At 68.5% G+C, this 15,725-nt stretch carries 13 protein-coding genes and 1 pseudogene; 5 read left to right on the top strand and 9 right to left on the bottom strand.

Annotation, left to right across the window (positions count from 1 at the left end):
• The first annotated feature begins 120 nt into the window (after positions 1–120).
• The 3 genes from ACIQ67_RS12405 to ACIQ67_RS12395 are packed head-to-tail and all read left to right on the top strand — an operon-like array spanning position 121 to position 5,560.
• The gene (locus tag ACIQ67_RS12405) at positions 121–4,158 is read left to right on the top strand and encodes a YhdP family protein (protein WP_397534679.1); all 4,038 of its coding nucleotides are present in this window, start codon (positions 121–123) and stop codon (positions 4,156–4,158) included.
• A gap of 12 nt (positions 4,159–4,170) precedes the next feature.
• The gene (locus ACIQ67_RS12400) at positions 4,171–4,974 is read left to right on the top strand and encodes a carbon-nitrogen hydrolase family protein (RefSeq protein WP_397534678.1); all 804 of its coding nucleotides are present in this window, start codon (positions 4,171–4,173) and stop codon (positions 4,972–4,974) included.
• Between the two features lie 10 nt (positions 4,975–4,984).
• On the top strand, positions 4,985–5,560 hold the full coding sequence (locus ACIQ67_RS12395) for a hypothetical protein (protein WP_397534677.1): 576 nt from the start codon (positions 4,985–4,987) through the stop codon (positions 5,558–5,560).
• A 24-nt stretch (positions 5,561–5,584) separates the two neighbouring features.
• On the opposite strand, the gene ACIQ67_RS12390 is transcribed toward ACIQ67_RS12395, so the two are convergent.
• Entirely contained in the window at positions 5,585–6,739 is a 1,155-nt protein-coding gene (locus ACIQ67_RS12390) for a GGDEF domain-containing protein (RefSeq protein WP_397534676.1), read from the bottom strand.
• Positions 6,736–7,932, bottom strand: coding sequence for a diguanylate cyclase (locus ACIQ67_RS12385; protein ID WP_397534675.1), 1,197 nt, complete (start codon positions 7,930–7,932; stop codon positions 6,736–6,738). The genes ACIQ67_RS12390 and ACIQ67_RS12385 overlap by 4 nt, the downstream gene beginning before the upstream one ends.
• A gap of 221 nt (positions 7,933–8,153) precedes the next feature.
• Here ACIQ67_RS12385 and ACIQ67_RS12380 point away from each other — a divergent pair, with 221 nt between their 5' ends.
• Positions 8,154–9,401: a nucleoside recognition domain-containing protein gene (locus ACIQ67_RS12380; RefSeq protein WP_397534674.1), complete on the top strand. Its 1,248-nt coding sequence runs from the start codon at positions 8,154–8,156 to the stop codon at positions 9,399–9,401.
• Positions 9,402–9,500: 99 nt separating this feature from the next.
• Here the strand turns inward: ACIQ67_RS12380 and ACIQ67_RS12375 are convergent, their stop codons facing one another.
• The 4 genes from ACIQ67_RS12375 to ACIQ67_RS12360 all read right to left on the bottom strand — a co-directional run bounded on the left by ACIQ67_RS12375 (position 9,501) and on the right by ACIQ67_RS12360 (position 11,728).
• Complete coding sequence (locus ACIQ67_RS12375; protein ID WP_397534673.1) at positions 9,501–10,061, bottom strand: DUF1003 domain-containing protein; 561 nt, start codon at positions 10,059–10,061, stop codon at positions 9,501–9,503.
• Between the two features lie 21 nt (positions 10,062–10,082).
• On the bottom strand, positions 10,083–10,619 hold the full coding sequence (locus ACIQ67_RS12370) for a hypothetical protein (RefSeq protein ID WP_397534672.1): 537 nt from the start codon (positions 10,617–10,619) through the stop codon (positions 10,083–10,085).
• A gap of 72 nt (positions 10,620–10,691) precedes the next feature.
• Positions 10,692–11,510, bottom strand: a complete 819-nt coding sequence (locus tag ACIQ67_RS12365; protein ID WP_397534671.1) for a beta/gamma crystallin-related protein — start codon at positions 11,508–11,510, stop codon at positions 10,692–10,694.
• 59 nt (positions 11,511–11,569) lie between these two features.
• Positions 11,570–11,728, bottom strand: a complete 159-nt coding sequence (locus tag ACIQ67_RS12360; protein WP_397534670.1) for a DUF3309 domain-containing protein — start codon at positions 11,726–11,728, stop codon at positions 11,570–11,572.
• 233 nt (positions 11,729–11,961) lie between these two features.
• Between ACIQ67_RS12360 and ACIQ67_RS12355 the strand changes: the two genes are divergently transcribed.
• On the top strand, positions 11,962–12,222 hold the full coding sequence (locus ACIQ67_RS12355; protein WP_397534669.1) for a hypothetical protein: 261 nt from the start codon (positions 11,962–11,964) through the stop codon (positions 12,220–12,222).
• Between the two features lie 49 nt (positions 12,223–12,271).
• Here the strand turns inward: ACIQ67_RS12355 and ACIQ67_RS12350 are convergent, their stop codons facing one another.
• From ACIQ67_RS12350 to ACIQ67_RS12340, 3 genes and pseudogenes are all read right to left on the bottom strand, one after another.
• Positions 12,272–13,483: an ABC transporter permease gene (locus ACIQ67_RS12350; RefSeq protein WP_397534668.1), complete on the bottom strand. Its 1,212-nt coding sequence runs from the start codon at positions 13,481–13,483 to the stop codon at positions 12,272–12,274.
• Between the two features lie 3 nt (positions 13,484–13,486).
• Entirely contained in the window at positions 13,487–14,230 is a 744-nt protein-coding gene (locus ACIQ67_RS12345; RefSeq protein WP_397534667.1) for an ABC transporter ATP-binding protein, read from the bottom strand.
• A pseudogene (locus ACIQ67_RS12340) lies at positions 14,227–15,574 on the bottom strand (efflux RND transporter periplasmic adaptor subunit). The gene ACIQ67_RS12345 and the pseudogene ACIQ67_RS12340 overlap by 4 nt, the downstream one beginning before the upstream one ends.
• Between the last annotated feature and the right edge of the window lie 151 nt (positions 15,575–15,725).

The following is a 15,725-nucleotide window of genomic DNA, read 5'->3' as shown; positions in this document are numbered from 1 at the left end:
GATTCCCGGCCATCCTGGGAGTGCCGGGCTGCGTCGCTGACATGGGCACGTGGTGCCCAAGGTGATGCATCGGTGGTCTTGATGATTCGCGGCTCCAAGGCGAGCGCTCCCTACATATCCGTGTTTGCCCGTCCATCCACCGCCCGATCCACCCTGCGCATCCCCCGCTGGCTGCGCCTTTTGCTGCGCTGGTCCCTGCGGGTGGTGCTGGCGGCCTGGGCCCTGGTGCTGGCGGCCGTGCTGCTGTTGCACTGGGCGATTCTGCCGCACATCGACGATTGGCGTCCGCAGCTGGAGCGGACAGCCTCACAGAGCCTGGGCCTGCAGCTGCGTATCGGTGAAATCGAGGTGCGCTCCGGGGGCTGGATCCCTGCGCTCGAGCTCCGCAATGTGCGCCTGCTTGACCCGGCCGGCCGTGAGGCCTTGCGCTTGCCGATGGTCTCGGCGGCGCTGTCGGCGCGCTCCGTGCTCGCCTGGGAGTTGCGCTTTGATCAGCTGCTGATCGATGCCCCTGAGCTGGAGGTGCGCCGTGATGCCAAGGGGCGTATTTTCGTGGCCGGGCTCGACGTCGGGGCCGCCGGGCCGGCCGAGGCGGGCGATGAGCTGGCCGACTGGTTCTTCTCACAGCAGGAGTTCGTGGTCCGCAAGGGCCGGGTGCGCTGGATCGACGAGCAGCGCGGCGCGGCGCCGCTGGAACTCAGCGATGTCGACCTGGTGCTGCGCAACAGCCTGCGCCGCCATGCGCTGCGCCTGGATGCCACGCCGCCGCCGGCCTGGGGCCAGCGCTTCACCTTGCGCGGGCGCTTCACACAGTCCCTGCTCAAGCGTCCCGGCGAGCTGAACCATTGGAGCGGGCAGCTGTTCGCCGAGCTGCCGCGCGCCGATGTGCGCGAGCTGCGTCGCCATGTGGACCTGCCTTTCGAGCTTACTGAGGGCGACGGCGCGCTGCGCGCCTGGGCCGAGGTGCGCGAGGGCAGCGCCCAGAGCCTGACCCTGGATCTGGCCTTGCGAGCCGTGCGCCTGCGCCTGGGCAAGACCATCGAAGCCCTTGACCTGGCCCATATCGAAGGCCGCGTGGCTCTCAAGCGCGAGGCGGAGGGTTTCACGCTGGCCGCCACCCAGCTGGGCTTCGAGGGCGACGACGGCCTGGTGTGGCCGCGTTCGGACTGGAGCCTGAGCCTGCGCGAGTCCGGCCCCCGAGAAGGCGGTGAGCTGAGTGCCCAGCAGCTGGACCTGGCGTTGATGGCACAGATCGTCACCCGCCTGCCGCTGGCCGAAGCGCAGCGCCTGCTGCTGGCTGAGCTGGCCCCCAGCGGGCAGCTGCGTGCGCTGCAGCTGGGCTGGCAGGGGCCGCTGGAGGCGCTCAAGAGTTATCGCGTCAAGGCGCAGGTCGAGGGGCTGAGCCTGGTTGCCAAGGCTTCGCCCGAGCCGCTGGTGGCCGGCCGGCCCGGCATCCGGGGAGCGAGCCTGCAGCTGGACGCCAGCGAACAAGGCGGGCAGGCCCGGCTGCAGTTCCGTGATGGCCAGATCGAGCTGCCTGGCGTGTTCGAGGAGCCGGTGCTGCCGCTGCCCGAGGCCAGCGCCACGCTGGCCTGGACCATCACACAGCGGCCGCAGGCCCTGCCCGCGCTGGAGCTGCGCGTCAGCGATGTGAAGATCGCCAACACCGACCTGCGTGGTCAGCTCGACGCCGTCTGGCGCACCGGTGCCGGCGATGCCAGCAAGCCCGGCCGTGGCGCACGCTTTCCGGGCCATCTGGACCTGAATGGCCGCCTGGACGAGGCCCGGGCCGCACGCGTGGCGCGCTATCTGCCGCTGGGCGTCGGCAACGAGGCGCGCAGCTATGTGCGCGACGCGGTGCGCGGCGGCACCGCGCGCCAGGTGCAGTTCCGCGTGCGCGGCGACTTGTGGGACTTTCCCTTCGACCAAAGCGCGCAGGGTCAGTTCCGTATCAGCACCCAGGCCGAGGACGTGCTGCTGGCCTATGTGCCCAGCCATGCCGCCACGGCCAGCGCGCCGGCTTACGAATCGCCCTGGCCGGTGATGGAAAAGGTCAACGCCGAGCTGGTGTTCGAGCGCGCCGGCATGCAGATCCGCAATGGCCGGGCCCGCGTGCTGGGCTATGAGCTGTATGGCATCAATGGCGGCTTCAAGGACTTGATGCACCAGCAGGTACTGGCTTTGGAGGGCAGCGGCCGCGGCCCGGCAGCCGAGCTGCTGCGCTTCATGCGCAATTCACCGGTCGGGGCCTGGACCGGTCATGCTCTGGCCGAAACCAGCGCCAGCGGCAACGCGGCGCTGAAGTTGGCGCTGCAGATTCCCTTGCATGACGTCAGCCAGGCCAGCGTCAAGGGCCAGGTCGTGCTGGCGGGCAACGATATGCGCATCCGGCCCGATTTGCCGCTGTTGGGCAATGCCCGCGCCCGGGTGGAGTTCGACCGGCGCGGCGTGACCGTCCAGGGCGGCGCAGCCCGGGTGCTGGGCGGCGATGCCACCTTTGAGGGCGGCAGCCAGCGCGACGGCAGCCTGCGCTTCACCGGCCAGGGCGTGGCCACGGCCGAGGGCTTGCGGCGCGCACCCGAACTCGGCCTGCCGGCACGCCTGGCCCAGGCCATGAGCGGCCAGGCCGCCTACCGGCTGCAGCTGGGCATCCAGCAGGGCCACACCGAGATCAACCTCAGCAGCAGCCTGCAAGGCATGGCACTCGACCTGCCGGCGCCGCTACGCAAGAGCGCCGAAAGCAGCCTGCCGATGCGCTGGCAGACCGCGCTGGCCGGCCCGCAGCGGGAAGACTTGCGCTTCGAGCTGGGCAGCCTGGTGCAGGCGCATTACCTGCTGGATACCGGCAGCAAGCCGGCGCGTGTGCTGGCGGGCGGCATCGGTCTGCTGGAGCCAGCGCCCGCCTTGCCCGCGCAGGGCGTCAAGCTGCAGGCCAATCTTGGCGCCGTCGATCTGGACGCCTGGCAGGCCACGGCGCGGCGCCTGTTCGGCGAAGCTGCTGGCACAGAGGCACTGGAGGGCGGCTATGCCCCCACCCAGCTGGGCCTGCGGGCGCAGTCGCTGCAGCTCGACGGCCGTCAGCTGGACCGCCTGGTGGCCGGCATCAGCCAGGTGGGCGAGGCCTGGCGCGGCACGCTGGATGCCGAGCAGCTCAGCGGTTATGTCGAGTTCCGTCCGACGCGCGGCAACCAGCCCGGCCAGGTGTTCGCGCGGCTGGCGCGGCTGTCCTTGCCCAAGAGCGAAGCCGACAGCGTCAGCACGATGCTGGAGCAGCAGCCGGCCAGCGTGCCGGCGCTGGACATCGTGGTCGACGATTTTGAGCTGCGCGGCAAGAAGCTGGGCCGGCTGGAGGTCGAGGCCAAGAGTCAAGGTGGCCAGGGCGGCCAGGGCGCGCAGCGCGACTGGCGGCTGGAGAAGCTGCAGCTGCGCCACCGCGATGCCCTGCTCAGCGCCACCGGCCAGTGGCTGGCCGAGCCCGGCCAGCGCAGCCGCCGCACCCAGCTGAGCTGGAAGCTGGAGGTGCAGGACGCCGGCCGCCTGCTGGAATCGATGGGCCAGGGTCAGGTTTTGCGCGGTGGCAAGGGCCTGCTGGGCGGCACGCTGGGCTGGCAGGGCTCGCCGCTGAGCCCGGACTACGCCAGCATGAGCGGTAAGTTCAATGTGGCACTGGACGCGGGCCAGTTTCTCAAGGCCGAGCCGGGCATGGGGCGACTGCTCGGGGTGCTGAGCCTGCAATCGCTGCCACGTCGTCTGCTGCTGGATTTCCGCGATGTCTTCAACGAGGGCTTCGCCTTCGACGGCTTTGGTGGCGACGTGCAGATCGAGCGCGGCGTGGCCAGCAGCCAGAACCTGCGCATGAGCGGCGTGCAGGCGGTGGTGGCCATGGAAGGCCGCGCCGATCTGGCCGCCGAGACCCAGGATCTGCGCGTGGTGGTGGTGCCGGAGATCAATGCGGCCGGCGCCTCGCTCGCCTATGTCGCGATCAACCCGGCCGTGGGCCTGGGCACCTTCGTGGCCCAGTTGCTGCTGCGCCGGCCGATGATGGCGGCGGGTACGCGCGAGTTCCATGTCACCGGCAGCTGGGATGATCCCAAGGTCGAGCGGGTCGAGCGCAAGGCCGAAGCCCCGCTGCCGGCCTCGGCCGCCTCTGCGCCCTGAGGAGGCTTGATGATGAAGATTGCCGCGATCCAGATGGTCTCCGGCCCCGATGTGGCGGCGAATCTAGCCAGCGCCCGCCGCTGGATGGCCGAGGCGGCCGCGCGCGGCGCACAGCTGGTGGCGCTGCCCGAGTATTTTTGTCTGATGGGCCTGAACGACAGCGACAAGCTCGGCGTGGCCGAGGCGCCGGGCCAGGGGCCGATCCAGCAGGCTCTGGTCGATGCGGCGCGCGAGCTGGGCCTGTGGGTGATCGGCGGCACGCTGCCGCTACGCACGCCTGATCCGCTGCGGGTGCGCAACAGCTGCTTGGTGTATTCGCCGGACGGTGCGCAGGCAGCGCGCTACGACAAGATGCACCTGTTTTGCTACGACAACGGCCGCGAGCGCTACGACGAAGGCCGGGTGCTGGAAGCGGGCGAGCAGCCGGTGGCCCTGCAGGCGGGCGCGTTGCGCGTCGGCCTGTCGGTCTGCTACGACCTGCGCTTCCCCGAGCTCTACCGGGCGATGGGCGAGGCCGCGCCGCTGGACCTGATCAGCGTGCCGGCCGCCTTCACCCACACCACCGGCGAAGCGCACTGGGAGCTGCTGCTGCGCGCACGAGCGGTCGAAAACCTCGCCTTTGTCATCGCACCGGCCCAGGGCGGCCGGCATCAGAATGGGCGCCGGACCTGGGGACACTCGATGATCGTCGACCCCTGGGGCGTGGTGCTGGACTGTCTGCCGGAAGGCGAGGGCCTGGCGCTGGCCGAGCTGGACCTGGCGCGGCTGGCCCAGCTGCGAACGCAGTTGCCGGCACTCTCGCACCGCCGACTCTGAGGAGCATGGAATGAAGCGATGGCATGGCCTGGTGGCGGCGCTGATGGCCGCAACCCTTGCGGGCGGCTGCGGCACGCCCGCCGATCCGCTGAACATGCGCCTGGCGCCGGGCGATGCGCTGCAGCTGCGCGGCTTCATGCCCGAGGCGCTGCGCGGCCAGATTGCGCTGGGCGAGATCGCCGGCGGCGCCGAGACCTGGCGCTACTGGGGGTCGCAGGTCAGCGCCAAGGCGCTGGATCAGACCCTGGAAGAGGCGCTGCGTTCGGTCGGCGTGCTGGCGCCTCTGCCCGCGGGCGCCCGCTACCAGCTCAGCGCCAAGCTGAGCGCCTTGCAGCAGCCCGATCTGAAGTGGCAGCCGCAGGCCCTGGTCAGCAATAACCGCGTGCTGGCCACCATCGACTACACGCTCAAGGACAAGGCCAGCGGCGCGGTGCTGTACCAGCGCAGCATCCGCAGCGCCCACACGGCGGAACTGACTGAGGCCCTGCTGTTTCCGCCCGAGCGCCTGCGCCTGGCCAACGAGGGCGCGCTGCGCCAGAGCCTGAATCTGCTGCTGCGCGACTTCGCCGAGCTGCGCCTGCCCTGAGGGTCGGCCGCCGGCAGGTGGTTCCTAACGAACCAGATCTCTGCCCATGCGCTTGGCCTCATAGAGCGCGGCATCAGCGCGAGCCAGTGCCGCGTCAGCGCCGCTGTCGCCCGTTTCGTGCTGGGCCACGCCAAAGCTGGCGCGCAGCGGCCAGCCCTTGCCCTGCCATTGCCACTGCGTCTGCTGCAGCTGTTGCCGGATGCGCTCGGCCACCAGCGCTGCGCCGCCTATATCGGCATCCCGCAGCAGCAGGCAGAACTCCTCACCACCCAGCCGCCCCATAGCATCAAGGTCGCGCAGCAGCGGGCGGATCTGACTGACGAGATGGCGCAGGGCGGCATCGCCGGCGGCGTGGCCGAGCTGATCGTTGAGCTGCTTGAAGTGGTCCATGTCGATCTGCACCAGGCTGTATCTGACGCCGCGCCCTGCTTCGGCATGAGCGATGCGCAAGGCGGTGTCGAAGGCGCGCCGGTTCAGTGCGCCGGTCAGCGGGTCGATGCGCGTCAGGCGCTGCAGTTTCAGCACCAGACGCAGCACCAGCAGGAAGGCCACCTGGGTGTTGATCAGCAGCGCCATCATGAAGCCGACCCACAGCCACAACATATTGGTCCGGCTCTGGCGCAGCAGGCTGAGCTGATCGATAGGCAGCAGCAGCGCGGCCAGCGTGCGTGCCAGGAACATCAGCGACAGCAGCGCGTAGGGCGAGATCAGCAGCGCGGAGAGTGGCCAGCTCAGCACGCGCCGCAGGCGCGGATAGGCGGCGATGACGATACCGGCGGTCATCACCATCATGCCGCTGGTGCTCGCCGCAAGCCAGTGCGTGCTGCTGGTGGGAATCACCACCAGCATCAGCATGGTGAGCACCATCACGCTCAAGGGCTTGCGCCATACAGCGGCCTCATTCGAGACCAGCGGCCCCGCCGCCCACAGCAAGCCGAAGCAGCTCAGCAGGAACAGCGAGGAGGTCTGGTAGGTCAGCACATTCGCCCAGCCCGGCTGACCACGCATCACATACAAGCTCACGCCGACCAGCAGCAGCACGTTGGTGGCGGCCATGGCCCAGGCTGCGCCGGGCGTCATGCGCCGCGACTTGGCCAACAGGCACCACGCCAGGCTGGCGAACAAGCTGAGGCCGGCGATCAGTACCAGCTGGGTCGGTGTGTGGCTGCCGATACTCATGCCGGCTCCGTCAGGTCTGAACGGATGCAGTTGCGGCCGGCCTGCTTGGCCTGGTACAGCAGCCGGTCGGCCTGGCTGAGCAGGTCCGCGCTGTCGCGGGCATCGCCATTGCCGGTGGCCGTCACGCCGAAGCTGGCGCTGATTGGCCAGGCCTGGTTCTTCCAGTGCAGCGGCTGCCCGGCCAGTGCCTGACGCAGCCGCTCTGCCAGCGCCACCGCTTCGGCGAGGCCGGTATTGGGCAGCAGCAGGCCGAACTCTTCGCCGCCCAGCCGCGCCACCGCATCACCGGCGCGAAGCTGGCGCATCAGCAAGGACGAGACCTGCTGCAGTGCTGCATCACCGGCCGCGTGACCGAACTGGTCGTTGATGTGCTTGAAGTGGTCGATGTCCAGCGCGATCCAGGCGAAGCCCTCGCCTCGGCGCTGGCGCGCCTGCATCTGGCTGAGCCGCTCTTCCAGCGCACGGCGGTTCAGTGCACCGGTCAGCGCATCGTGCTGGCTCAGGTGCAGGATGCGCAGCCACAGGCGATGCACTGCCAGGGTCATCAGGCTCAGCGTCAGCCACAGATGAACGCCGGTCATCAGCAGGGCCAGCCAGGGCGAGTGCGCTTCGGTGGCCCAGGGCAGCGTCATGTCGGCCAGCGAGTCGGCTGCCAGCAGGAGCAGAGGCAGGGGCAAGGCCACGCGCACCCAGGTGGACAGGAACCCGCTGGCGCTGGAGCGCCACAGCGTTGCGGCGATGCCCATGCACACCAGCGCTGAAGCCGCAGCCAGGGTGGCGAGCGCCGCACTGGTGCTGCCGGCCACCGCGCACAGTGCCAGCAGCAGGCTGCAGGCGAGGCCGGCCCACAGCGCCGGCTTCGGCGGGGCCAGTCGCAGCAACCGGGCCACCCCAAGCGCCATGGCCAGCAGGCCGGCCAGATGCAGAAGGCTGGGCATCCACGGCGCCAGCGCGTCAGGCCAGGCCGTGCTGCAGCCTTGGCAATCCAGCGTCGGAAGCATCAGCAATTCGCCGATGCACAGCCACATGCTGGCACGTGGCGCGATGCGGTAAAAGCCACCCAGCAGGGCCCAGACCAGAGCCGCAAAGCCGTGCAGGACGGCGGCGGCCGTCCACAGGGTCAGCGGGTCGAGTTGGATCATCCGTTGTTCCAGCGCAGCGAGCTTGCAGTGTGCCAGCAGTCTCCAGCCCATGGAGCGATCCTAAGCAGATGTGTATCACCACCGAACCTGAAACCGCACAAGGCCTTCGTCGTCTGTGCCTGGCACTCCGTGTGCGGCCGTTGACGATCATCAGCAGCCATCACGCCCGGTTATGGCTCGCCCGCCAGCCGTGATGCCGGCCGAGGGTCGGCCCGGGATGGCGCTGGGGTATCGACCGGAATAATGGAGGTTCTTGCAAGGACTGCTCGCCCATGGTTCTCAACTACATCTGGATCGCCTTCTTCCTGATCGGCTTCGGCGTAGCGCTGCTGCGCCTGATCGGCGGCGACCTGGCCATCTTTCCGCAGGTGCTGACCGGCATCTTCGATACCGCCAAGACCGGCTTCGACATCTCGCTCGGTCTGGTGGGCGTGATGAGCCTGTGGCTGGGCATCATGAAGATCGGCGAGCAGGCCGGCGTGATCCAGCTCTTCGCGCGCGGCATGGCGCCCTTCTTCGCGCGCATCTTCCCCGAGGTGCCCAAAGGCCACCCGGCCAACGGCTCGATGGTGATGAACTTCTCCGCCAATATGCTGGGCCTGGACAACGCGGCCACGCCGTTGGGACTGAAGGCGATGAAGGAGCTGCAGGAACTCAATCCGCAGAAGGACACCGCCAGCAACGCGATGATCATGTTCCTGGTGCTCAACACGGCGGGCATCACACTGATCCCGACATCGGTAATCGCGATCCGCCAGGCATTGGCCGTAGACCAGGGGCTGGTTGGCTTCAACGCGGCAGACATCTTCCTGCCCACGTTGATCGGCACCTTCATCTCCTTCATGGCCGGCCTGGTGGCGGTGGCCATGGTCCAGCGCATCAACCTCTTCAGCGCGCCGGTGCTGGCCTTCTTCGGCGGCTTCATCGCCATCATGGCCGGCCTGTTCACCTGGCTGAGCGGCTACCCACCCGATGTCATGGCCAAGTACGTGGGCGTGCTGGGCAGTGTGGTGATCCTGTCCATCATCGTGCTGTTCGTCGCGGCCGGAGCCTGGCGGCGCATCAATGTCTACGAGGCCTTCGTCGACGGTGCCAAGGAAGGCTTCGGCGTGGCCATCTCCATCATTCCCTACCTGGTGGCCATCCTGGTGGCGATCTCGGTGTTCCGCACCACCGGCTGCATGGACTATGTGGTGGGCGCCATCGCCTGGTGCGTGGCCGCCATGGGCCTGCCCACGGACTTCGTGCCGGCCCTGCCGGTGGGGCTGATGAAGACGCTCTCGGGCAGCGGTGCGCGCGGCCTGATGGTGGATGTGATGAAGACCTACGGCGTGGATAGCTTTGAAGGCAAGCTGGCGGCCATCATCCAGGGATCGACAGAGACGACCTTCTACGTGCTGGCTGTGTACTTCGGCAGCGTCAAGATCGCCAAGACGCGCTACGCGCTGACCTGTGGCCTGATTGCCGATTTCGTCGGCCTGGTCGGCGCCATCCTGGTGGGCTACTGGTTCTTCAAGTGAGCGGCTGGCTGAACTTGCCTTGCTGAGCTTTGAGAGGGGCAGCGACGGCAGGCGGATGACAGCCTGTCACCGCTGCATCTGGCGCGTCTCGCGCCGCGCTCAGGAGCGCAGCGCCAGATGGGCGGTCAGCGCTGACAGCAGCTTGAGCTGCTGCTGCTGCAGCTGCAACAACTCCTGCCACTGCGGCTCGCGCAGCTGATCGAGCTTCTCGTGCAGCAGCATGATCTCCAGCTCGGCCTTGAGGTTGACCTCGTAGTCGTGCTCGCCGCGCAGCCGGTCTTTCTGCGACTGACGGTTCTGTGACATCAGGATCACCGGCGCCTGCAGCGCGGCCAGCATTGACAGAAACAGATTGAGCAGGATGTAGGGGTAAGGGTCGAAGGTGCTGCCGCGTGAGAGCAGCAGCCAGCCGTTGAGCGCCACCCAGCCCAGCATTGTCGCCGCGAACAGGCCGACGAAGGGCCAGGAGCCGCCGAACTCGGCCACCGCATCCGCGGCGCGCTGGCCGAGGCTGGGCGGGCTGTCGGGGCTCTGGCTCAGATCGCGGGCAATCGGGGTTCGCCCCGCCACATGCCGCGCCACCTTCTTGGCGCGCTCATCCAGCGAGGCATAGGCCTGCCCCAGCAAATCGGTGGCGATCTGTTCGTGCCGCTTGCGCATGGCCGGGGCGCGCCGCTGGGCTCAGTTCTTGCCCATGTCTGCCTTGGCCGCTGCCGTGCAGCTAGCCTTGGCATCGCCTGCCAGGCTCTCGCACTTCTCGATGGCCAGCTTGTAGTTGGCGGTGCGCTTGTCGCTGGCCGCGTCGGCACGGGCCTCGGTGACGCGCTTGCTCAGCTTGGCGTCGGCCAGGGCCTTGACGTGCGTGGTCTTCGCTTCCTTGTTGCACAGGTCCTTGGCATCGCCGGCCTTGTCGTCGCACTTCTCCTTCGCAACCTCATAGACCGCATCGGCCTTGGCCACCTGCAGCTTGTTCCAGTCGGCCTGCGAGCTGCTGTAGTTGTGGGTCAGCTCAGCCTTGGCGACCTTCTCCTTGCCTTTGGCGGATTCGACGCAGATGTCGTGCGCATTGCCCGAGTGCTGGTCGCAGGCCGTCTTGTCGGTCTTGTACTCCTCGCTGATGCGGTCCATGCCGGTCTTGAGTTCGGCCTTGGACATGGCGGCCTGGGCCATCGGCAGCGCCAGCAGCGCAGCCAGGGCGAGAGCGGACTTGATGTGCATTGAAGTGATCATGGTGTTCCTTGAGTTGAGGGTTGTGTTCGGGGGGGTGGGCATCGGGACGAGCAGCAGCGCTCAGGCGCGCGGTTCGCCCTGACGGTTGACGGTGATGCTGCGGCCCGGAGGCGAGCTCATCTGCACGCGATGCTCCTGGCCCCGGAAGATGTAGGTCACGTCCCAGTAGTCGGGATGGGTCTGCGAAGGTGTTTCGCTGCAACGTTGGACGTCCTGCGTGATTACCGGCTGACCGCGCTTGTCGCGGCCGATGTTGGCGCCGACGGCGGCCCCTGCCACCACGCCGCCGACGGTGGCGATGTCCTGCCCGCGGCCGCCGCCGATCTGGTGGCCCAGGATGCCGCCGATGAAGGCGCCGGCGATCGCGGCCGGCACATTGGCCTCGCCCCGGCTTTGCTGTGAAACCTGCTCGCGCTCCACCCAGCAGCGCCGCTCGGGCGTGCCGAGTACCGCGCGCACCGCCACCACTTCGGCTTCGTAGAGGCGCTCGTTGGCGCGGCGGCGGTAGTCGTTCACCACCAGCGGTGCAGGCGCATAGCGCTCGTCATCTACCCGTGCCTGCGTGGCCAGGCGGCGTGTTGACGAGATGCGGTCGTTCAAGCCCATGGCCCGCAGCGAGGGATAGTTGCCCTGACGCAGCACCACGCAGCGGCCGTCGAATTGTTCGTTCTCGCAGACCTCCCAGCGCGCGTTGCCCACCACCACCGACGAGGCGCGGTCATTGAAGCCCTGACGCTCGAAGTTGTTGATCTGCTTCTGCGTGGTGAAGGAGCGGCCCTGGAAGCCGTCATGCTCGTAGAAGGTGATTTGCGCCAGTGCCGGTGCGGCCAGGCCGATGCAGCCGGCCAGGGCTAGTGCGGTGCGGATGCGTGATGTCATGGCGGTTCCTTGGATTGCTGTTGTTGCTGTTGTGCTTGCGACGGCGAAACCGGTGCGCTTCATCGCCGGCCCATCGCCATCAGCACCAGCATCACGATCAGCACCAGCCCCACCGTGCCGCTGGGCATGTAGCCCCAGTTCCGGCTGTGCGGCCAGGTCGGTGCTGCGCCGACGAGCAGCACCAGAAGGATGATCAGTACCAGGGTCGAGAGTCCCATTGCGTGCTCCTGTCTTGCTTGTGCCAGCGTGGCTGCTTGTCGCCGCCACTGGATGGCAAAGACTAGGCCCTTCGCTGTGCGTCCATCGGTGCGCTGTCGAACATAGACAGCGATAAATTATTTCTTGCGGTGATCCGCAAGGTCGCAGCCGCTTTGTGCGCCTTCGAACCGAACTCAGGCCGGCGGTGGCCTCATGCTGAGTTGTCGAAAAGTTGTCGCGAAGGAGCACTGCAATGAACCCAAAGAGCCAGCACCTGCAACGCAGGCCCTTGTATGGCGAACCGCCCGCCGTGGCGATGCCGCCCTGCCCGGCGTGCAACGGCATGCTCTATCGCATTCCACGTCGGGCCCGCGATCGCATGAGCAGTCTTTTCCGCCCCGTGCGGCGCTATGCCTGCCAGGCCACGGGCTGTGGATGGGTGGGTAATCTGAGCGTCAGCGCTGCCGTCCGGCGTCATCCCGGCGCCAGCGGCGGCCGGATCTATCGGCTCTGAGGCGCGGCAGCGCTGGGAGCGAGCGCGCCCAAGGCCTGCGCAGCCTCCCTCACTCGTGTCGCAGCGCCTCGATCGGGTCCAGCTGGGCCGCGCGGCGCGCCGGGAAATAGCCGAACAGCACACCGATGCCGGCCGAGAACAGGAAGGACTGCAGGTTGATCGTCGGGTCGAACAGAAAGGGCAGCTGCATCAGATCGGCCAGCAGCACTGAGGCGACGGTGGCCAGCACGATGCCCACCAGGCCGCCCAGCGCCGCCAGCACCACTGCCTCGATCAGGAATTGAAGCAGCACCTCGTGCTCGCGGGCACCGATCGCCAGCCGCAGGCCGATCTCGCGGGTTCGCTCCGTCACGCTGACCAGCATGATATTCATGATGCCGATGCCGCCCACCAACAGGCTGACCGCGGCCACTGCGCCAAGCAGCGCGGTCAGCACCTGGGTGGTGCCTGACAGCGTCTGCGCCAGCTGCTGGGTGTCCAGCACATTGAAGTTGTCGTCGTCGACCGGGCTGAGCTTGCGGCGTTCGCGCAGCAGTTCGCGCAGGCTGGCCTTGAGCCGGGCACTGTCGCTGCCGTCCTGCATCGACACCAGCAGCGTCGAGACGCGCTGGTTGCCGGTGACGCGGCGCTGCAGCGTGCGCAGCGGCACCACCACCGTGTCGTCCTGATCGTTGCCCATCGCGGCCTGGCCTTTGGAAGTCAGCAGGCCGATGATGGTGCAGCTGAACTGTTTGATGCGCAGCTGCTCGCCCAGCGCGTCCTTGGCGCCGAACAGCTCGCGCCGCAGCGTCTCGCCGATCACGCAGACGGCGGCACCGGCCTGCAGCTCGGCCTCACTGAACTCGCGGCCCGCGGCCAGCGTCCAGTTGCCGGTCTGGAACCAGGCATTGCTGCTGCCGATCACGCTGGTGCTCCAGTTCTTGCCATTGGCCACCACGGTGGCGCCGCTGCGGCCTTCCGGAGCCACAGTTGCAACGCCGCCGATCTGGGCCAGGATGGCCTCAGCGTCGCTCTCCTTGAACGAGGGCGCGCCGGCACCGCCGCCGCTGGGCGGGCCCATGCGCTGGCCCGGGCGGATCTGCAGCAGATTGCTGCCCAGGCCCGAAATCTGCGCCTGCACCGCCGCGGTGGCGCCCTTGCCGAGCGTGACCATGGTGATCACTGCGCTGACGCCGATCACGATGCCCAGGATGGTCAGGAAGGAGCGCAGCAGGTTGCGGCGTATCGAGCGCAGCGCGAGGAACAAAGTGTTCAGCAGCATGGCTCAGGCTTTCTCGGCCAGCTGCGGCAGGGCCACCGGCTGGGTGTTGGGCTGGTCGCTGGCGATCTTGCCGTCGACGAAGCGCACCAGGCGCTGTGCATAGGCCGCCATATCGGGCTCGTGCGTGATCATCAGGATGGTGATACCGCGCTCCTCGTTGAGGCGTCGCAGCAGCTCCAGGATTTCGCGGCTGCGCTGGCTGTCCAGATTGCCGGTCGGCTCATCGGCCAGCAGCACCGCCGGCTGCGAGGCCAGCGCACGTGCGATTGCCACGCGTTGCTGCTGGCCGCCGGACAGCTCGGCCGGCGTGTTGCGCTCGCGCCCCTGCAGGCCGACGGCAAGCAAGGCCTCGGCCGCCAGATGGCGCCGCCGCGCCGCGCTTTCGCCGCGGTACAGCAGTGGCAGCTCGACGTTTTCCTGCGCCGAGGTGCGGGCCAGCAGATTGAAGCCCTGGAACACAAAGCCCAGATAGCGCCGCCGCAGCAGCGCACGCTGGTCGCGCGTCAGGCCTTCAACCGGCACGCCCTGGAACAGGTACTGGCCGTCGCTGGGCGTGTCCAGGCTGCCGATGATGTTCATCGCGGTGGACTTGCCCGATCCGCTGGGGCCCATGATGGCGACGAACTCGCCGGCCTGCACATCCAGGTCAATGTGATCCAGCGCCATCACCTCGGTGGCGCCGCTGCCATAGCGCTTGCTGATGCCGCGCAGCCGGATCAGCGGCGGCGCAGCGGACGAGTCGTTCATGGCGCGCCGACCTTCTGATCGGTGATCACCGCCATGCCTTCACGCAACTCGCCGCCGGTGATCTCGGTCATGCGGCCATCGCTCAGGCCGGCCTGCACCGGCAGCACCGTCGCCGTGCCGTCCTTGCCGAGTACCCAGACCTGGCGCGCCTGCGTGCTGCCGGCGGCGTCGCGGGCGCTTTTGCGTGTCTGCTGCACGGGCGGGCGCGGCATCAGGCTGGACACGATGCTGCCGCTCTTGCTGGCGCCGGGCGCCGCAGCACCTGCCGCCCCATTCGTCGGCGTGAAGCGCAGCGCCGCGTTGGGCACCAGCAGCACCTTGTCGTGCTGCTGCGCGGTAATTGTGGCGGTGGCGGTCATGCCGGGGCGCAGGCTGAGATCGGAGTTGTCGACATCCAGCTGGGTCAGGTAGGTGACCACGTTCTCGCTCAGCGTTGATCCGTAGGCCACGCGCGTCAGGGTGGCCGGGAACTGGCGGCCCGGATGGGCGCTGACGGTGAAGCGCGCCTGCTGGCCGGCCTTGACCATGCCGACATCGGCCTCATCCACATAGACCTGCAGGCGCAGCCGGCTCAGGTCTTCGGCGATGCTGAACAGCGTCACCGCCTGCAGCGAGGCCGCCACCGCATTGCCGGGGTCCACATTGCGGGTCAGCACCACGCCATCGGCGGGCGCGCGGATCGAGGCCTTGGACAGATTGATCTCGTCGGTGGCCAGCGCCGCGCGGGCGTCGGCGATGCTGGCATTGGCGCTGGCCTGCTCGGCCTGCGAGCGCTCCACCACCGCGCGCGCTGCATCCAGCTCCGACTGGGACGGCACCTTGCCGCCCGACAGCCGCGCCACCTCTTCCAACCGCGCCAGACTGACCTGCGCTTCCTTGTAGCTCACCTGCGCCTGCGCCAGCTGGGCCTGCGCCGAGGCCAGGGAGGCCCGCGAGCGCAAGACCTGACCCTGCAGCTTGGCGGTATCCAGCTCCACCAGCACCTGGCCCTTGCGCACGTGGTCGTTGACGTCCACATGCACCTTCAGCACCGTGCCCGACAACTCGGAGCGCGATGTTGATCGCGCGGGTCGGCTGCAGCGTGCCGTTGGCGGTGACGTTGAGCGCCAGCGTGCCGCGCGCCACGGTGTGCGTGGTGTAACTGGGCGCTGCTGCGGCGCGCTGCTGGCTCTGCCAGACCGCATAGCCGGCGCCAGCGGCCAGCAGCGCGGCCGCGGTGATCCAGGGCGCGGGGCGCCGCCACCAGGGCCGGCTGGCCTCGGTGCCCAGCAGCGCGGTGAGGGCGTTGGCCGTGCTGCTGGTGTTTGCGCCGGCTGGGGCGCCAGTGTCGGGGGAGCTAGTCATGAGCGGCTATCGGAGTTGGGGGCGGGCAGGGCTGGTGCCTGCGAAGTGCTGCCGACTGCAGAAGCTTCGGGCTGCCAGCCACCGCCCAGAGCCTTGTAGAGGCGCACGTGGTCGGCGCTGACGCTGGCGGCCGCACTGGCTACGCCGTCCT

This window comes from Roseateles sp. (assembly GCF_044373315.1).
In the GTDB taxonomy this organism is placed as follows: Bacteria; Pseudomonadota; Gammaproteobacteria; order Burkholderiales; family Burkholderiaceae_C; genus JACDQM01.
Note: the sequence above shows the minus strand (reverse complement) of the source record. Positions and strands in the feature narration are given on the sequence as shown.

Coding starts and splice junctions, on each gene's coding strand:
- ACIQ67_RS12400 (WP_397534678.1), top strand. CDS start 4,171: ATGAAGATTGCCGCGATCCAGATGGTCTCCGGCCCCGATGTGGCGGCG.
- ACIQ67_RS12395 (WP_397534677.1), top strand. CDS start 4,985: ATGAAGCGATGGCATGGCCTGGTGGCGGCGCTGATGGCCGCAACCCTT.
- ACIQ67_RS12390 (WP_397534676.1), bottom strand. CDS start 6,739: ATGAGTATCGGCAGCCACACACCGACCCAGCTGGTACTGATCGCCGGC.
- ACIQ67_RS12385 (WP_397534675.1), bottom strand. CDS start 7,932: ATGGGCTGGAGACTGCTGGCACACTGCAAGCTCGCTGCGCTGGAACAA.
- ACIQ67_RS12380 (WP_397534674.1), top strand. CDS start 8,154: ATGGTTCTCAACTACATCTGGATCGCCTTCTTCCTGATCGGCTTCGGC.
- ACIQ67_RS12375 (WP_397534673.1), bottom strand. CDS start 10,061: ATGCGCAAGCGGCACGAACAGATCGCCACCGATTTGCTGGGGCAGGCC.
- ACIQ67_RS12370 (WP_397534672.1), bottom strand. CDS start 10,619: ATGCACATCAAGTCCGCTCTCGCCCTGGCTGCGCTGCTGGCGCTGCCG.
- ACIQ67_RS12365 (WP_397534671.1), bottom strand. CDS start 11,510: ATGACATCACGCATCCGCACCGCACTAGCCCTGGCCGGCTGCATCGGC.
- ACIQ67_RS12360 (WP_397534670.1), bottom strand. CDS start 11,728: ATGGGACTCTCGACCCTGGTACTGATCATCCTTCTGGTGCTGCTCGTC.
- ACIQ67_RS12355 (WP_397534669.1), top strand. CDS start 11,962: ATGAACCCAAAGAGCCAGCACCTGCAACGCAGGCCCTTGTATGGCGAA.
- ACIQ67_RS12350 (WP_397534668.1), bottom strand. CDS start 13,483: ATGCTGCTGAACACTTTGTTCCTCGCGCTGCGCTCGATACGCCGCAAC.
- ACIQ67_RS12345 (WP_397534667.1), bottom strand. CDS start 14,230: ATGAACGACTCGTCCGCTGCGCCGCCGCTGATCCGGCTGCGCGGCATC.